Origin of the sequence: Mesorhizobium sp. M0001 (assembly GCF_040324255.1) — a bacterium.
Taxonomy (GTDB): Bacteria; Pseudomonadota; Alphaproteobacteria; order Rhizobiales; family Rhizobiaceae; genus Mesorhizobium.
Genome location: NZ_JAMYVS010000015.1, coordinates 26,635 through 41,292 on the forward strand (window position 1 = coordinate 26,635; position 14,658 = coordinate 41,292).

Sequence of the window (14,658 nt, forward strand, 5' to 3'; positions counted from 1 at the left end):
GTAGATCGCATCATAGCGTGCTACAAGATGCGTAACCTGTAACACAAGCAGAGATGGTGATGCAACCCGACTCATCCAGGACCGAATTCCTCCGCGCCCGTGTTACCGAGCGGACAAAAATCGACTTCGATGCGATCTGCCAGGAGCTTGGGAAGACAAGCACGGAGCAGATGCGCGACCTTATCGAGGACTTCGTTCGCGAGAACTACAATGTCCTGACCGATCGAGTCGTCGTTCACATCTATCGGCCCGAAGGCTATAGTTTCGGTGCCTGGCGGGTCACGATCAAGTTGAGGAACCCGGCCGACATGACATGGGGCGGGGCCTCTGTACCCTTTCGCTTGCCCGGCTTGCCAAAGAGGCGGCTGGACTCAGACCCTGAATACCGCTCCGTGGTGGAGGGCGCCGATGGCCAGCCCACGCTCGGCGGCGTCTTCGACGGACCCGAGTGGCGCGGCCATGTCTATTCGAACGGCTCAGAAGAATCGGAAAATCCGACGCCGATTGCGCAGGTCGAGAAGGCTCTGCGCGACACGATCGTCTCGCTCATCGAGCGCTTTTCACCGAAGTAGTTCACTAAACGCTACGGTTGCCGCCGGGAAGCTGGCCCGGGATGCAGGCCAATGCCTGGGCCGGAGCATGTTCGGCACGGTGCTGCGCATTCTCGCTGGCTACTCTCGGCGGTGGCAATTTGAGCTACCGTGTACCCCACGGAATGTGGCTAGCATACTGACCGCGCCACGGCCATCGAGCTTTTGTGCGTGGACTCATCAGACGGGAAGGATCAGGTTTGCCTATCTAGCAGTGGCGGCTACCCCATGGCGCGGCCGCGACCTATAGCGCGATATGCGGAAGTCTGCTTTAAGGCGGTGGAAGGCCCGATTTCAATGACCTATTGAACCCACCGGCGCAAAGCTGCCATTCGGCAGAAGATAGATGTGCTGAGTGAGTGGCTGGATCAGGCTCTTGAATCAATTTGGGCGAGCGCGAACCCTCGGCCCAGGCCACCTCAATCGCCAGCCGGGCCTTGCGAACATAGAAATCCGGTACGTCATGGTGCGTCCCGCGCGGCCGCGCGATCGTCCGGGTGATTACGCGCTCGTGCACTGCGTGCTGCCCATCGGGAGCATCGATTTCGCAAGTACGCGAGAAGACTTGAAACTTGCCTTTTCGAGCGCACGGGTCGTCGCAAACGAGAAGCTGGTCCTGCCAAGCCGGTGGTTGCGCAATTAGGTACGGCGCCAATATTTTATCAATGCTTATCGATTATAGTTGTGAAGAGCAGTTTCGGCCGTTTACTTGCCGCTCAAGTCCCGCATAAAAGAAGACAGCACCGATTCGGTAGCTTGTCCCTGTCTTTCGCGTACTCGCGGTTCGTGGTGCCGAGTGGACGATTGAAGACCGCCAGCCCGCTCACCAGCAGGTCTGCACTGGCGCCTTGGGGGCCGTTGGTAAGCCACAGGAGTAGGGCAATGTCGAAGGATTCGGGCAAGGGCGAAAATCACGGCGGCGGCCCCGGGAAGATCGAGATCGCGGTGGTGGTGAACGGGCAGCCCACCCAGGTCGAAGCCAATCCCAACCAGCCGCTTCACGTCATTCGCACCAAAGCACTTGAGAATACGCAGAACGTCGCCCAACCGGCCGAGAATTGGGAATTCAAGGATGAGGCCGGCACCTTGCTCGACGTCGACAAAGAAGTTGGCGATTTCAGTTTCGCGACCCCTGTGACCCTGTTCCTCAGCCTGAAGGCGGGTGTCGCAGGTGCCTGAACTCCAAACTGTGGACCCTGGGGTGTCCCGAGCGAAGTTCGATCGGCAGATCGGCTGGTTCCAAACACAAGCAGGTATTTACCGGGCTCAGGGTTGTTTCCTGATCGAGGCGAGCTTCCCGACGGCCTTCTTCATCTTCGTACCGCCGAAGATAAAGCCACAGATCATCGGTGCAGCTGTCGAGATCGACTTCTCCAATTACGACCTCCGACCTCCGTCGGTGGTCTTCGTAGACCCCTTTATACGCCGGCCGATTGCCCGGAAGGATTTGCTGCTCAGGATGCTGAGACGACCGCATCTACCCGGAACCCCACCGGATATGATTTTGGTCCTCATGCAGCAGAACGCTCTGTCGCTGTCGGACTTCATCCAGGCCAACAGTGCGGAACACACGCCATTCCTGTGCATGTCAGGCGTCCGGGAATACCACGACAATCCAGCCCATTCAGGTGATTCATGGCTTCTCCACCGGGGTTCTGGCGAAGGCTGTTTGGCCTTCATCCTGGACAAGATCATCAAGTACGGGACCGGTCCCGTGGAGCAGCTTCAGTATCAGTTCCAAATCTCAGTGGGAGCCATGATAGCACCCCTACCCGCCATTCCAGAATGACCGAGCTCAAGGATGTCGGGACAGTCGCTCTTCCCCGAGACTGTCTTTCAAGTGTCCAGGCGCACCTGCGCTCAGTTGGGCGACAGGGCCATGAGGGGATGGCGCTCTGGGTCGGCGTTCAGCAGGACCAGCACTTTGGCGTAACAGAGACCGTTATACCGGCACAGCGTCACATTCGGACGGGCGACGGCGTTTGCGTGATAGTTCCGGCCGAAGAACTACACCGGCTCAATGTCTGGCTCTACAAGAGCAGCCTTAAACTCTTCGCCCAGATCCATAGCCATCCGGGCCGAGCCTACCATTCGACGACCGACGACGCCTACGCGGTCGCTACGACGGTTGGGTGTCTGTCGCTGGTGGTGCCCAATTTCGCCCGCGAGCCTTTCGATCTTGCTCGGGTCGCCGCCTATCGACTTGACGCGAAGGCGAACTGGAATGAGGTCCCATCCGCGGCACTCAGGCGGATGATCACGATAACGGGTTGAACGATGGCACTCGCTAACTTCATCGACCGCGCCGCCACGGCAGCTTCTCAGGTGCTGGCCGACTTTCATCTATGCGACTTCAAAGCAGCCCTCGAAAAGCAGGTCGTGGCTGTGGCCTTCGACAGCCAAGCCGCTTCGTGTGCCGAGGGCCAGGCGACGCTTGACCTTACGGTCAGGTTGCTTGCCAGACTTTATCCGGTTCTGGCCATACTCCCCCTGGACATGGCCGCGAGCTCTCAAGCCCAAGCGCTCGAGCGCTTGGCAAAGTCGATCAATCCAAAAATCAGCATCCGGCGTTCGGGCAAGTATGCGACGGTCTGTGTAGCTGCAGGCGCGGTGCACCCATCACTTCGGTGCCCAACGTTTTTCATGGGATCCCAGGGTTGGGCGGCAAAGCTGTCGCGTACGGACCCGGTGGGCTCTGGCTCGAGCTTGCTGCCCTATGGAGCTGGCGCCACAAGCTGCTTCGCCGCGGCCAACGTCTTTCGAACCATCTTTGCTTCCCAGCTGACTGGCGCCGAGCTGGACGAGAACATCGACCTCTCTTTATGCACCTACAACAAGAGCAACGCCGGCGATTCCAGCCCCTTAAATTTCCCTGTCGACCTTGGCGAAACGCACCTCGTTGGGCTCGGCGCGATAGGCCATGGCTCGCTCTGGGCGCTGGCGAGGCAATCCGGTCTGTCGGGGCGCCTGCATGTAGTTGATCACGAAGCTATCGAACTCTCAAACCTGCAGCGCTACGTGTTGGCAGGTCAGGCGGAGGTCGGCCTCTCTAAGGCGGCCCTCGCGACCAACGCCCTTCGGTCCACCGCCCTTCGGTCCACCGTCCTTGAAGTCGAGGCGCACCCTATGAAGTGGGCAGAATATGTTGCGCGCCGGGGCGATTGGGTATTCGACCGAGTGGGTGTGGCGCTTGACACCGCCGCCGACCGTCTAGCTGTCCAAGGTGCTCTGCCCCGATGGATCGCGAACGCCTGGACTCAGGAGCAAGATCTAGGCATCTCGCGGCATGGTTTCGATGACAGCCAGGCTTGCCTTTGCTGCATGTACATGCCGACCGGGAAATCCAAGGACGAACACCAACTGGTCGCGGAGGAACTCGGAATGCCGGAAGCACACGATGAGGTAAAAACGCTCCTGCAGACTAATACAGGAGTCCCCAATGAGTTCGTAGCTCGGGTGGCTACGGCGATGGCTGTGCCGTTTGAGCCGCTCGCCGCGTTTGTTGGCCAGCCCCTCCGTTCCTTTTATCAGCAGGCTATCTGCGGCGGTCTGGTGTTCCAGCTTAGCGATGGAAGTCGTCTCGTTCGAACCGTGGTTCCGATGGCCTTTCAATCAGCGCTTGCCGGGATCATGCTTGCCGCAGACCTGGTCAAGCATAGTGCGGGTTTTCCGATGAGTCCGACAACCAGCACTCGCGTGAACCTACTGCGCCCCCTTGGTTCTCACCTCCATGATCCGAAAGCCAAAGATTCCAGCGGCCGCTGCATCTGCAGCGATGAGGATTTCATCGCCGCCTACAGGCTGAAATACGGCTGTGCCGTTGAACAGCTGAGCAACGGGTCCGCCTAAGAAAGATCTGAAGTCTTCGTTACCGCGGACGGCGCGCTGTCAAGCGCTCACCGACGTTTTCGACCACGATCGAGTGCCTGATGAGAGCGCGGGGCGGATACTGTGACACGCCCGGCCCGCTGCTTGCCAATGTCAGGCCCAGAACCCACGACAGAGATCCTTGAGCGACGCCTCGTCGTTTAACTTTTTTGTACTGTTATCTACGTTCGACCATATTCGTCGTCGAAGCGAACGATATCATCCTCGGCGAGATAATCGCCGCTCTGCACTTCGATGATCACCAGGTCAATTCTGCCTGGGTTCTCGAGCCGATGCTTATGGCCGCAGGGGATGTAAGTAGATTCGTTTGTCCCTAGGAACAACTCCTGCTCGCCATTGACGATCTTGGCGGAGCCGCTGACCACGACCCAGTGCTCCGAACGATGATAGTGCATCTGCAGGCTCAACTGGCGACCGGGCTTCACCTCGATGCGTTTGATCTTGAAGCGCTCGCCTTCCTCCAGAACCGTAAAGGTACCCCAGGGCCGGTGTACCGTGCTATGGACCAGATGGGCTTCATGTCCCGAAGCCTTGAGGCTCTCGAAGAGCTTCTTAACGTCCTGAACGCGGTCGCGGGATGTGACAAGCAAAGCATCCGGGGAATCAACGATCATCAGGTCGCTTACGCCCACCGTGCCGATGACGCGCTTGTCGGAGCTCACATAGGTGCCGGTCGTGTCGACCATGTGCACATCGCCGCGTATCCTGTTCCCGCTTTCGTCGGGGGCGATTAAATCGGCCATTGCGTTCCAAGATCCGATGTCGTTCCAATCCATGTCGCAGGGAATCACGGCAAGTTTGTTAGTTTTCTCCATGACAGCGTGGTCGAGCGAGATCCGCGGCGCGGAACCGAAATGCTCAGGCGCGAGTTCGATTTTGGCAAAGCCTTGGCATTGACTGGCGCGGCCGTTCTCGTAGCTGTCGACGACGGCCTGGAGCACCTCGGGACAATGCAAAACCATCTCGTCGAGCATGGTTTGCGCACTGAAGCAGAAAATGCCGGCGTTCCAGAAGAAGCGTTGAGACGCGACATAGGCTTTGGCTGTATCCAGATCCGGTTTTTCAACGAAACGGACGACGTTCTCACCATTTGCTTCGATGTAGCCGAATGCCGTGTCTGGTCTGGTTGGGGTGATGCCCAATGTGGCGATCCGCCCGAGCTTCGCATGTTCCATGGCCAGGCCCATGACGTCTAGAAACGCTGGCAGGTTGCTAATCAGGTGATCGGCCGGGAAAACGCACAGGATCGCGTCAGGGCCTTGCGTTGCCCTCGCATGGATCGCGGCTGCAGCCACGGCGGCGGCCGTATCCCGAGCTTCGGGCTCGAGCAGAAACGTGCGTGGCAGGACCACGGAATCCAGTTCGTCAAATTCGTCCTTGGTCAGGAAGAGGTGTTCCCCGGATGTAACAGCGACGAGTTCCACGACACCTTCTATCGAAGCGGCGCGCAGCACAGTGTGCTGAATGAGAGAATATCCATCCGCTACTTTGAGGAAAGGTTTGGGGTGCGATTGCCTTGAGGCGGGCCATAGCCGCGATCCGGCTCCGCCGCTGATGATCACGGGAATCACTTTCATAACTAACCTCGATTTCGTCTCTGGAGTGATCGCCCGCGTTCTTTCGAGCGTCAGCGTCACGATCGCCGTCGCTCTGGCTTGTCTGCGGCCCCGCGTAACGGCGAAGTTCTGGCGCGTTGCAGGCGGCGTCAGATGACGACGCTATCGGTAATGTACGACGCCTCCACTGGCGTCGGTGAGAAATGCGCATTCAACTATGGTTGCGTCTGCCGAATTGCGCAGGTGGCGGGTCTTAACTGAGATCAGAGACTTGGCTGCCCTCTATCAAAGTCAAACGACTTGGCTCTTTCAGATCGAATTCAATTACCCGTGGTGCGAAAAGGCGTGCATATCGTGTAAAGGCGCTCGTCGGGGGAAACCGAATTACGGTATCGCAGCGCCCGAGAAGATACATCTCAACGAGGGCGGAAATTCCGCCGTCAATCCCGAGTGCTGCAGTGTGTAAGGGGCCACCTTGATTGGATCCGAAGTGCTTCGGGACAGTGAGCAGATCGGGAAACCTGGCCGACAGAAGATCCAGTATCCGCGCGCTGTCCGTGCATAAGAACAGCCGCACAGGCCTGGGATGCGGTAACGCCTTAGCCTTGTCAATTGCAGCGCACACTTGCCGAACCGCGAGCTCCGGATCGGCCCAGTAGGGCGCATGCTCCATGATGTCTTCACCGTTACCGTGCCGAACATGAATCCCGATGATGCTGTGCCCCTCAAAACATTCCTGATAAATGGCATCTATGCGGGCTTGAATTTCTGGCCGAGGCTGGACACTCTGGAACACCTGCCGCTCTGCATCCTCATCGCACCGCCACATCAGACAAGCGTCACACACTACTGTGTTCGCTTCGACATCGTGTTCGGCCTGAAAGAGCTCGCCCAACTCATCGCGCTCTTGGAAAATCTGCTCATCTGGCCGGTAAAGGCACTCGATCGCCGGCCTGTTCCACCACTCCGGGAAGAATGGACCAGGGAAGGAAACGTCGTTGATCCGGTCGTCGGAAATAGCCGGCACCCCAGCGATGTCATTGATCGGCTGGAAGAACACCGGAAACGCATTTGTTAAGGGTTGGTCGAGGTAGCAGGCCCCCCGCCAGTCGATGACTAGAGTTCGTCCCGACCGCTGCGCGTAGCGCCAAGCGGCCGCCAACGACCACAGACAATCACCGAACCCCGTACGCCTCCGAGAGACGACGAACCGGCGCTTTTCCAATCCACTAACATGCATTTTCGGAAATCTCGTTTCGGAGAGGAGGTTGCATCCGGTTTGGAATCCTTAGTCGACACTAGTAGACCCTGACGCCGGGCCCTTGGCAGAGGCCGGGCCATAGGGCAGAAGAGCTCACTCAGCACTGCCCACTAATCCCGTGACGCTCGCAAAGCTTGAAGCCGATGCCCTCGCTTGGGGTTGCCCTCGCTTCCGGTTCAGCCTTCTCTACTGGGCCTCCGCCGCATATGTAAAATCTATTGAGTGGATGCCGGCCATCCATGTGTTGGATGCCATGATGAAGGGGCTCGGCTGACGCGGGCCCGGTCAATAGAGCCGAAACAGCCGGAAACGCTACGACACTGCCTGCCGAAGCAAATCATTCCGTCGACGCCGTACGCCAAGGGTGCAAGGCTGCATACAGCAACCGGTACCGGGCGAGATGAGGTCGACGGCTCGACGCGCCTGGAACCAGCTGATCGACAGAATCCGCAGTCGGCTCCCAAAGTTCTGCACGACCTGTGCCGGATCCTGTGGTGACGCTCGCGGCCACGAACTTTGTCCTCGCCCCGAACGGAAGCTCGCGCTACGACTCCGGGCCGGCGATGCGCCCCCGCTGCTCGCTCAGACCATCCATTCTGTGGATTCACTTTATCCAAACAATCGATTTCACGGATCCAAACAATTCCCATTAGAAGACGCTGAAGCAAGAAAGAAAGGCGTCCTCACTCGCTGATAGAAGAGCAAATCAGCTGCAAGGTGCTGGGAGTACATGTCGCTCAGGGCGTGAGCTGAGCGGCACTCAGACCGCATGTACGAGTCCGACAGGTTAGCGGCGCGACTCTATTTTTGCTCGTGACTCTAAGCAGAGCAGGTGTGCTCGGCTGGCGGACCGTCAATGACGATCTTCGCGCCGCATCTGTCGAAGTGCTCCATAGGGCACGGGGCGGGCCGCACATTGTGTCGGCGTGGCGAGCCGGAGCCGAAACGTTAAACTTTAATTGAGCAGGAATAGAATGGGTGATAGCAGGAAAGTTGCTCTTATTACGGGCATAACTGGACAGGATGGTGCCTATCTTGCCCGTCTTCTTCTCAAAAAAGACTACATCGTTCATGGGATTAAGCGACGTTCCTCTTCCTTCAACACCGGTCGTATCGAAGACCTCTACCAAGACCCGCACGAATCCGATCCGCGCTTAATCTTGCATTACGGTGATCTCACTGATTCGACTAACCTCATCCGCGTGGTTCAGGAATCTCAGCCAGACGAAATTTACAACTTGGCTGCTCAGAGCCATGTCCAGGTGTCGTTCGAAACACCTGAGTACACAGCAAACGCGGACGGTATCGGTACATTGCGACTTCTTGAGGCGATTCGCCTCCTCGGTCTGACGGACAAGACCCGCTTCTATCAAGCCTCGACGTCAGAGCTATACGGCCTCGTGCAGTCCGTACCGCAGAACGAAACGACGCCCTTTTATCCGCGCAGCCCTTACGCCGCCGCCAAGCTCTACGCCTACTGGATGGTCGTCAATTATCGCGAGGGCTATGGTATGCACGCTTCCAACGGCATTCTTTTTAATCACGAAAGCCCCCTTCGTGGCGAAACTTTTGTGACGCGCAAGATCACCCGCGCTGCCGCTGCTATTTACCTGGGCAAGCAGGACAAGCTTTATCTCGGCAATCTCGATGCTCAACGCGATTGGGGCCATGCGCGTGAGTACGTGCGAGGTATGTGGATGATGATGCAGCAGGATCAACCGGATGATTACGTGCTGGCTACGGGCAAAACGACTCCTGTCCGCCAATTCGTCGAGTGGGCTTTCGAAGATGTCGGCGTCGAGATCGAATGGCGTGGCAAGGGTGTCGACGAAAAGGGCTATGATCTAGCGAGCGGCAGATGCCTAGTCCAAGTGGACCCACGCTACTTCCGCCCCACGGAAGTCGATCTTCTCCTGGGTGACGCTACCAAGGCGAAGGAGAAGCTCGGCTGGGTGCATGAGATATCCGTGCGCGACCTTGCTGCGGAAATGGTCCGCGAAGACCTGAAGGTCATGCAGACATCTGTAGTCATGAAGGAAGCGTAATGTATGATCTGAACGGAAAAACCGTGTGGGTCGCTGGCCACAAAGGTATGGTGGGCAGCGCTGTTGTACGCCGACTCGCGTCTGAAGACTGCAAAGTTGTGGCCGCCCCTCGGGGAGAGCTAGATCTCAAGCGACAGACCGAGGTTGAAAACTTCGTGGCAGTGATGAAACCGGACGCTATCATTATGGCGGCGGCAAAGGTAGGTGGTATTCTCGCGAACGCCACCTATCCGGTCGACTTTCTTTACGACAATCTGATGATCGAGGCCAATATCTTCGCGGCAGCCCACGAAAACAATGTCGACCGCGTCCTCTTCCTCGGCTCGTCTTGCATCTATCCGAAGATGGCACCACAGCCCATTCCTGAAAGCGCGCTTTTGACCGGGCCACTAGAGCGCACCAACGAATGCTACGCCGTCGCCAAGATCACCGGCATCAAAATGGCTCAAGCCTATCGCCAGCAATATGGCCGCGACTACATCTCCGCTATGCCGACGAATCTCTACGGGCCAGGCGACAATTATGACTTGCAGTCAAGCCACGTCATCCCAGCGCTGATCCGGAAAGCGCATGAAGCTAAGCTCATAAGTGATAAGCGAATCACCATCTGGGGCACGGGCACACCACGTCGGGAATTCATGCACGTCGACGACTGCGCCGACGCATTAGTCTTCCTTCTGAAGAACTACTCTGACCATGATCACGTCAATCTCGGCTGCGGACAGGACATCACGATCCTAGAGCTGACCAGAATGATCTGCCGTGTAGTCGGATTTACTGGGGAGATCGCGCATGATCACTCTAGACCTGACGGTACACCGCGAAAGCTGATGAGCGTCGACAAGCTGCGCACTTTGGGATGGGCAGCAAAGATCACTCTCATGGAAGGCATCGAGAGTGTCTATCATGCATTTCTGAACGGGAGCTACACCGAACGGCGATAGATAAGAGGATTTGCTGTACGTCGCTTTCGGGACCCAGAGCTAATGTAGACTGAGACAATCACTCGATGGCGATAGCGCTCATGTGAGCCAGCCGCGAGGAGCCCTGCCGGGCCCGGACCCCATCCGCTCCAACTCGTCGCCGTGAAGGTCACGGTGCGCTGCCCACGCCGACGCCGACTGCGTCAATCCTCACAAGGGTAACCCTCGATAACCGAACGCGTCTACGGTAACCGAATGTACTTCTTGTTCTCGTCCGAGGGATCTGTCGATGGGCATTCCGGACGAGCCAAAGTTTGAGCATGTTACCCTCAAAACCCGGTTAGCAACGTCGGATTTGGTATGAAATTCGGAACAAGTGGATTACGGGGCCTGGCGACAGAATTGGCAGGAGCCGCCTCTGCCCTATATGCAACGGCATTCGCGACATTCCTGCTGGAATCCGGCCTGGCCAGAATTGGCGACGAGATACTCATAGGGCGCGACTTTCGCGCCTCGAGTCCGGCCATCGCCGCCGTCTGTGCGGCGGCACTGTCTGCGCTCGGCTTCATCGTAGTCGATTGCGGCGCCGTCCCCACCCCTGCCCTGGCACTGTATGCTCAGGCGCGTAAGAGTGGTTGTTTGATGATCACAGGCTCGCACATTCCGGCCGACCGTAATGGAATAAAATTCTATCGACCCGACGGTGAGATCGACAAGGGTGATGAGCGGGAGATAACGCGCATCGCCTTGCAGTTGGAGAAGCGCGGATACGTCCTTGAAGGTGCTGTTGCACGTCGGCAGCACCGGGAGGCCGAATGCAAGGCCTTTTTCATGGCGCGCAATCGAAAGCTTATGGAGATTAATGCTCTAAAGGGCTTAACGGTGGGCGTATATCAGCACAGCACAGTCGCGCGCGATCTCTTGGTTGACATTCTCTCATATCACTGTGCGACGGTCGTAACCCTGGGACGTTCGGAAGGTTTCATTCCTGTCGACACTGAAGCGGTCTCGGACGAGACTGCTCAACAGTTCAAGCTCTGGGCCAAAGAGCATCGGCTTGATGCGGTCGTCTCGGCAGATGGCGATGGTGACCGCCCACTGGTAGCTGACGACCACGGAGACCCCCTTCGCGGTGATTTGTTAGGCCTGATTACGGCGAACTTCCTGCAAGCGAAGGCAGTCGTCACGCCGGTCACATCAAACTCTGGTATCGAGACCGCAGGTTCTTTTAAAGTCGTGCGTACCAAGGTTGGATCGCCATTTGTTATTGCTGCCATGCTCGATTTGGTTGCGTCGGGTCACGAGCGCGTGGTTGGTTTCGAAGCAAACGGTGGTTTGTTGACCGGCACGGACTTTGACCCGAACGGAACTAAACTGCCAGCGCTACCTACACGCGACAGTTTTCTCCCCATCCTCGCGGCACTTTCCCTTGTTAATACAAGTGGGCAGCCACTGTCGGAGATTGGCAGTTCCTTTCAATTGCCGGCGGCGGCGGCGGATCGCTTGGAAAATTTTTCCGTCGAAAGCAGCACTCGCCTCATGACATACCTTCGTACAGCGGAAACTAACATCGCCGCCTTCGTCGGGTCGATTGGAGTGGTAAGCAAGGTTAGCGATGTTGACGGGCTTCGTATCACTCTCGCGGATAAGCGTGTCTTGCATTTGCGTCCATCCGGAAATGCCCCGGAGATGCGGTGCTACGTCGAAGCCGAAAATCGGGAGGACGCGGAGCTTTTGCTCCGGACTGGATTGGATCGAATTCGTAATTGGACGCAAGGCTAAATAAAAGCCGCCTCCCTGCGTATTCCAGGTGACCCTGGGGGTCGCACGAGCTACTCTAGCGCGATCAGAACGTCCACAGTGTCCCTGGCAACTGTCCGCTTTGAAGCGAACCGGAACGCCCGTGGAAATGGCGGGGCGGTGGACGTGAGCCGATCCGTACCGGCCCGAAGCGTCCGGTAGCTCATGGTCAAGGCAGCGCCTTCCGGTAGCGAACAGCCGGTCCCGCACTCACCGCCTGTGCCGCATGTACGATGGCGTTGGTGTCCAGGCCGTGGTGACGGTAGAGGTCCGCAATAGTCCCCGTCTGGCCGAAATGCTCGACCCCGAGCGCCTTCACGCGATGCCCGTTAACCCCACCGAGCCACGCGAGCGTCGCCGGGTGGCCGTCGATCACGGTGACGATGCCGCAGTCACGCGATAGCGGCGCGAGCAGCCGCTCGATATGACTCAGGGCGCCAATCGCGCCACGCTGCCGGGCTCGTTCCGCCGCCTGCCAGCCCGCATTAAGCCGGTCCGCGGAGGTGATCGCGAGCAGCCCGACATCGCGCCGGTCCTCCGCCAGAAGACCCGTCGCGGCAATCGCCTCCGGCGCGACAACGCCTTGGTAAGCAATGACGACACTCGCGTTCGGCCCGGGCGGACGCAGCCAATAGGCGCCATTGACGATGTCCCGCGCGAGCGCCGGTTTCATGTCGCGCAGCGGCTGCTCGAGCGGCCGGGTTGACAGGCGAAGATAGACCGATCCTCCGGTCTGATCACGCAGCCACGTCGTCTCATCCGGATTCCCCTCGCCATTACGTTGCATGTAATCGAAGGCAAAGCGCATGATCACGGACAGTTCGTCGACGAAGGCCGGTTCGAAGGCGCAAAGCCCATCCTGCGCCATGCCGATCAATGGGGTGCCGATCGACTGGTGTGCCCCGCCCTCGGGCGCCAGCGTCACGCCCGAGGGCGTTGCGACCAGCATGAAGCGCGCATCCTGATAGCAGGCGTAGTTTAGCTGGTCGGTCGATCGGTAGATGAAGGGATCATAGACTGTCCCGATCGGCAGTAGGCGCACGCCATTAATCGAGTGCGAGAGACCGAGCGCCCCGAGCATGATCATCAGGTTCGACTCGGCGATCCCGAGCTCGAGGTGCTGCCCCTTCGGCCCAAATTCCCAGGTAAAGGTCGACGGAATGCGTTCGGCCTTGAAGGTGTCCGCCATGGTCTCCCGGGCGAAAAGGCCGCGCCGGTTGACCCAGCCACCGAGATTGGTCGAGACCGTCACATCGGGCGAGGTGGTGACAATGCGGTCGGCAAGCAGACTGCGCTCTCGTGCGATGTCGTTCAGGATCTGGCCGAAGCCCATCTGGGTCGAGAGCGGCTTGCCGGGCTGCCCCGGTGACGGAAGGGTTTCGGGCACGGCACCGACGGCGCAGACAGCCTCCTACGGCCCTCACTGAAGAACGGCGCCCTTGCGAAGAAGGCGTCAAGTTCCGCTTCCGGCAAGTTGGCGGCCGCCCATTTGTCCCACTCCTCACCCCGCTTTACGCCCATCTGCAGGCGGTAGTCTTCCATCTGCGTGGGCGTCATCTGCCCCGCGTGGTTGTCCTTGTGTCCGGCAAGCGGCAGACCGTAGCCCTTGATGGTGTAACAGATGAAGCAGACGGGACGGTCATGCCTGGACGCCGCCTCGAAGGCTTCGAGGAGGCTCGGCATGTCATGCCCGCCAAGGTTCGTCATCAACGCCTGCAACTCGTCGTCGGAGCGGCGTTCGATCAGAGTGGTTACCCGCCCTTGGTCTCCGATCTCGTCGAGCAGCCGCTTGCGCCAGGCAGCACCCCCTTGGAAGGTCAGCGCCGAATAGAGCTGGTTCGGACAGCGCTCTATCCACTCGAGCAGCTTCTCGCCCCCCGGCTCGGCAAAGGCAGCCTCTTGCACAGCGCCGTGGCGCAGGACCATCACGTCCCAGCCGAAGTTGCGAAAAATCTGCTCGAAACGCTGCCAGAGGCCCTCCCGGATCACGGCGTCGAGCGACTGGCGATTGTAGTCGACCACCCACCAGCAGTTCCTGAGCCCGTGCTTCCAGCCTTCGATCAGGGCCTCGTAGATGTTGCCCTCATCCATCTCGGCGTCGCCGATCAGGCTGACCATTCGGCCCTCGGCACGCTCCTTCATCCAGCCGTGACCCGAGACGTAGTCCTGTACCAGCGACGAGAACAGCGTCTGAGCAACGCCGAGACCCACCGACCCGGTCGAGAAGTCGACATCGTCGACATCCTTCGTCCGCGAAGGGTAGCTCTGCGCGCCCTTGTAGCCGCGGAAGTTCATGAGCTTTTCGTGAGTCTGGTTGCCCGCCAGATACTGAAGTGCATGGAAGATCGGCGCCGCATGGGGTTTGACCGCCACCCGATCCTGCGGGCGTAGGACCGAACCGTAGAGCGCGGTCATGATGGTGCTCAGCGACGCGGACGAGGCCTGATGCCCCCCGACCTTGATCTCATCGCCCTCGCGGACGTGGTTGGCGTGGTGGATCGTCCAGGCTGCGAGCCAGGAGACGCAGCGCTCGATCTCGTTCAGATATTCCAGTTTCCTCGTCATTCAGTTTCCCGCAAATCAGCTGCCGGTCTC

10 protein-coding genes and 1 pseudogene are annotated in these 14,658 nt (G+C 58.7%); 8 read left to right on the forward strand and 3 right to left on the reverse strand.

The genetic code is table 11. The features are described 5' to 3' along the window. Positions 1-59 precede the first annotated feature (59 nt). The 5 genes from NKK50_RS27440 (at position 60) to NKK50_RS27460 (ending at position 4,439) form a co-directional block, all read left to right on the forward strand. Positions 60-572 carry a hypothetical protein gene (locus NKK50_RS27440; protein WP_352544191.1) on the forward strand — a complete coding sequence of 171 codons (513 nt, stop codon included), beginning with the start codon at positions 60-62 and terminating at the stop codon, positions 570-572. 900 nt (positions 573-1,472) lie between these two features. Next, positions 1,473-1,769 carry a DUF2604 domain-containing protein gene (locus tag NKK50_RS27445; protein WP_352544192.1) on the forward strand — a complete coding sequence of 99 codons (297 nt, stop codon included), beginning with the start codon at positions 1,473-1,475 and terminating at the stop codon, positions 1,767-1,769. After that, positions 1,762-2,379 carry a putative metal-binding protein gene (locus NKK50_RS27450; RefSeq protein WP_352544193.1) on the forward strand — a complete coding sequence of 206 codons (618 nt, stop codon included), beginning with the start codon at positions 1,762-1,764 and terminating at the stop codon, positions 2,377-2,379. Before NKK50_RS27445 ends, NKK50_RS27450 begins: the two co-directional genes overlap by 8 nt. A 98-nt stretch (positions 2,380-2,477) precedes the next feature. Continuing rightward, positions 2,478-2,864: a hypothetical protein gene (locus NKK50_RS27455; protein WP_245261414.1), complete on the forward strand. Its 387-nt coding sequence runs from the start codon at positions 2,478-2,480 to the stop codon at positions 2,862-2,864. A 3-nt stretch (positions 2,865-2,867) separates the two neighbouring features. Next, entirely contained in the window at positions 2,868-4,439 is a 1,572-nt protein-coding gene (locus NKK50_RS27460; protein WP_352544194.1) for an E2 ligase fold family C protein, read from the forward strand. Between the two features lie 200 nt (positions 4,440-4,639). Here NKK50_RS27460 and NKK50_RS27465 read toward each other — a convergent pair whose 3' ends face one another. Both NKK50_RS27465 and NKK50_RS27470 read right to left on the reverse strand, forming a co-directional pair. Beyond that, positions 4,640-6,055, reverse strand: a complete 1,416-nt coding sequence (locus tag NKK50_RS27465; RefSeq protein ID WP_352544216.1) for a mannose-1-phosphate guanylyltransferase/mannose-6-phosphate isomerase — start codon at positions 6,053-6,055, stop codon at positions 4,640-4,642. A 232-nt stretch (positions 6,056-6,287) separates the two neighbouring features. Then, positions 6,288-7,274, reverse strand: a complete 987-nt coding sequence (locus NKK50_RS27470; protein WP_352544195.1) for a nodulation protein NodZ — start codon at positions 7,272-7,274, stop codon at positions 6,288-6,290. Positions 7,275-8,269: 995 nt separating this feature from the next. Here NKK50_RS27470 and gmd point away from each other — a divergent pair. The 3 genes from gmd to NKK50_RS27485 all read left to right on the forward strand — a co-directional run bounded on the left by gmd (position 8,270) and on the right by NKK50_RS27485 (position 12,045). Beyond that, a complete protein-coding gene (gene gmd, locus NKK50_RS27475; RefSeq protein ID WP_023672397.1) occupies positions 8,270-9,340 on the forward strand; it encodes a GDP-mannose 4,6-dehydratase in 1,071 nt (356 codons plus the stop codon). Further along, the gene (fcl, locus tag NKK50_RS27480; protein WP_023672396.1) at positions 9,340-10,284 is read left to right on the forward strand and encodes a GDP-L-fucose synthase; all 945 of its coding nucleotides are present in this window, start codon (positions 9,340-9,342) and stop codon (positions 10,282-10,284) included. Before gmd ends, fcl begins: the two co-directional genes overlap by 1 nt. 339 nt (positions 10,285-10,623) lie before the next feature. Continuing rightward, the gene (locus tag NKK50_RS27485) at positions 10,624-12,045 is read left to right on the forward strand and encodes a phosphomannomutase (RefSeq protein ID WP_352544196.1); all 1,422 of its coding nucleotides are present in this window, start codon (positions 10,624-10,626) and stop codon (positions 12,043-12,045) included. A gap of 187 nt (positions 12,046-12,232) precedes the next feature. On the opposite strand, the pseudogene NKK50_RS27490 reads toward NKK50_RS27485, so the two are convergent. Further along, positions 12,233-14,628 (reverse strand): annotated as a pseudogene (locus NKK50_RS27490) (transketolase). Positions 14,629-14,658 lie beyond the last annotated feature (30 nt).

Bases quoted from the DNA above. Each gene is read 5' to 3' on its own strand.
- NKK50_RS27440 (WP_352544191.1), top strand. From the start codon at position 60: ATGCAACCCGACTCATCCAGGACCGAATTCCTCCGCGCCCGTGTTACC.
- NKK50_RS27445 (WP_352544192.1), top strand. From the start codon at position 1,473: ATGTCGAAGGATTCGGGCAAGGGCGAAAATCACGGCGGCGGCCCCGGG.
- NKK50_RS27455 (WP_245261414.1), top strand. From the start codon at position 2,478: ATGGCGCTCTGGGTCGGCGTTCAGCAGGACCAGCACTTTGGCGTAACA.
- NKK50_RS27460 (WP_352544194.1), top strand. From the start codon at position 2,868: ATGGCACTCGCTAACTTCATCGACCGCGCCGCCACGGCAGCTTCTCAG.
- NKK50_RS27465 (WP_352544216.1), bottom strand. From the start codon at position 6,055: ATGAAAGTGATTCCCGTGATCATCAGCGGCGGAGCCGGATCGCGGCTA.
- NKK50_RS27470 (WP_352544195.1), bottom strand. From the start codon at position 7,274: ATGCATGTTAGTGGATTGGAAAAGCGCCGGTTCGTCGTCTCTCGGAGG.
- gmd (WP_023672397.1), top strand. From the start codon at position 8,270: ATGGGTGATAGCAGGAAAGTTGCTCTTATTACGGGCATAACTGGACAG.
- fcl (WP_023672396.1), top strand. From the start codon at position 9,340: ATGTATGATCTGAACGGAAAAACCGTGTGGGTCGCTGGCCACAAAGGT.
- NKK50_RS27485 (WP_352544196.1), top strand. From the start codon at position 10,624: ATGAAATTCGGAACAAGTGGATTACGGGGCCTGGCGACAGAATTGGCA.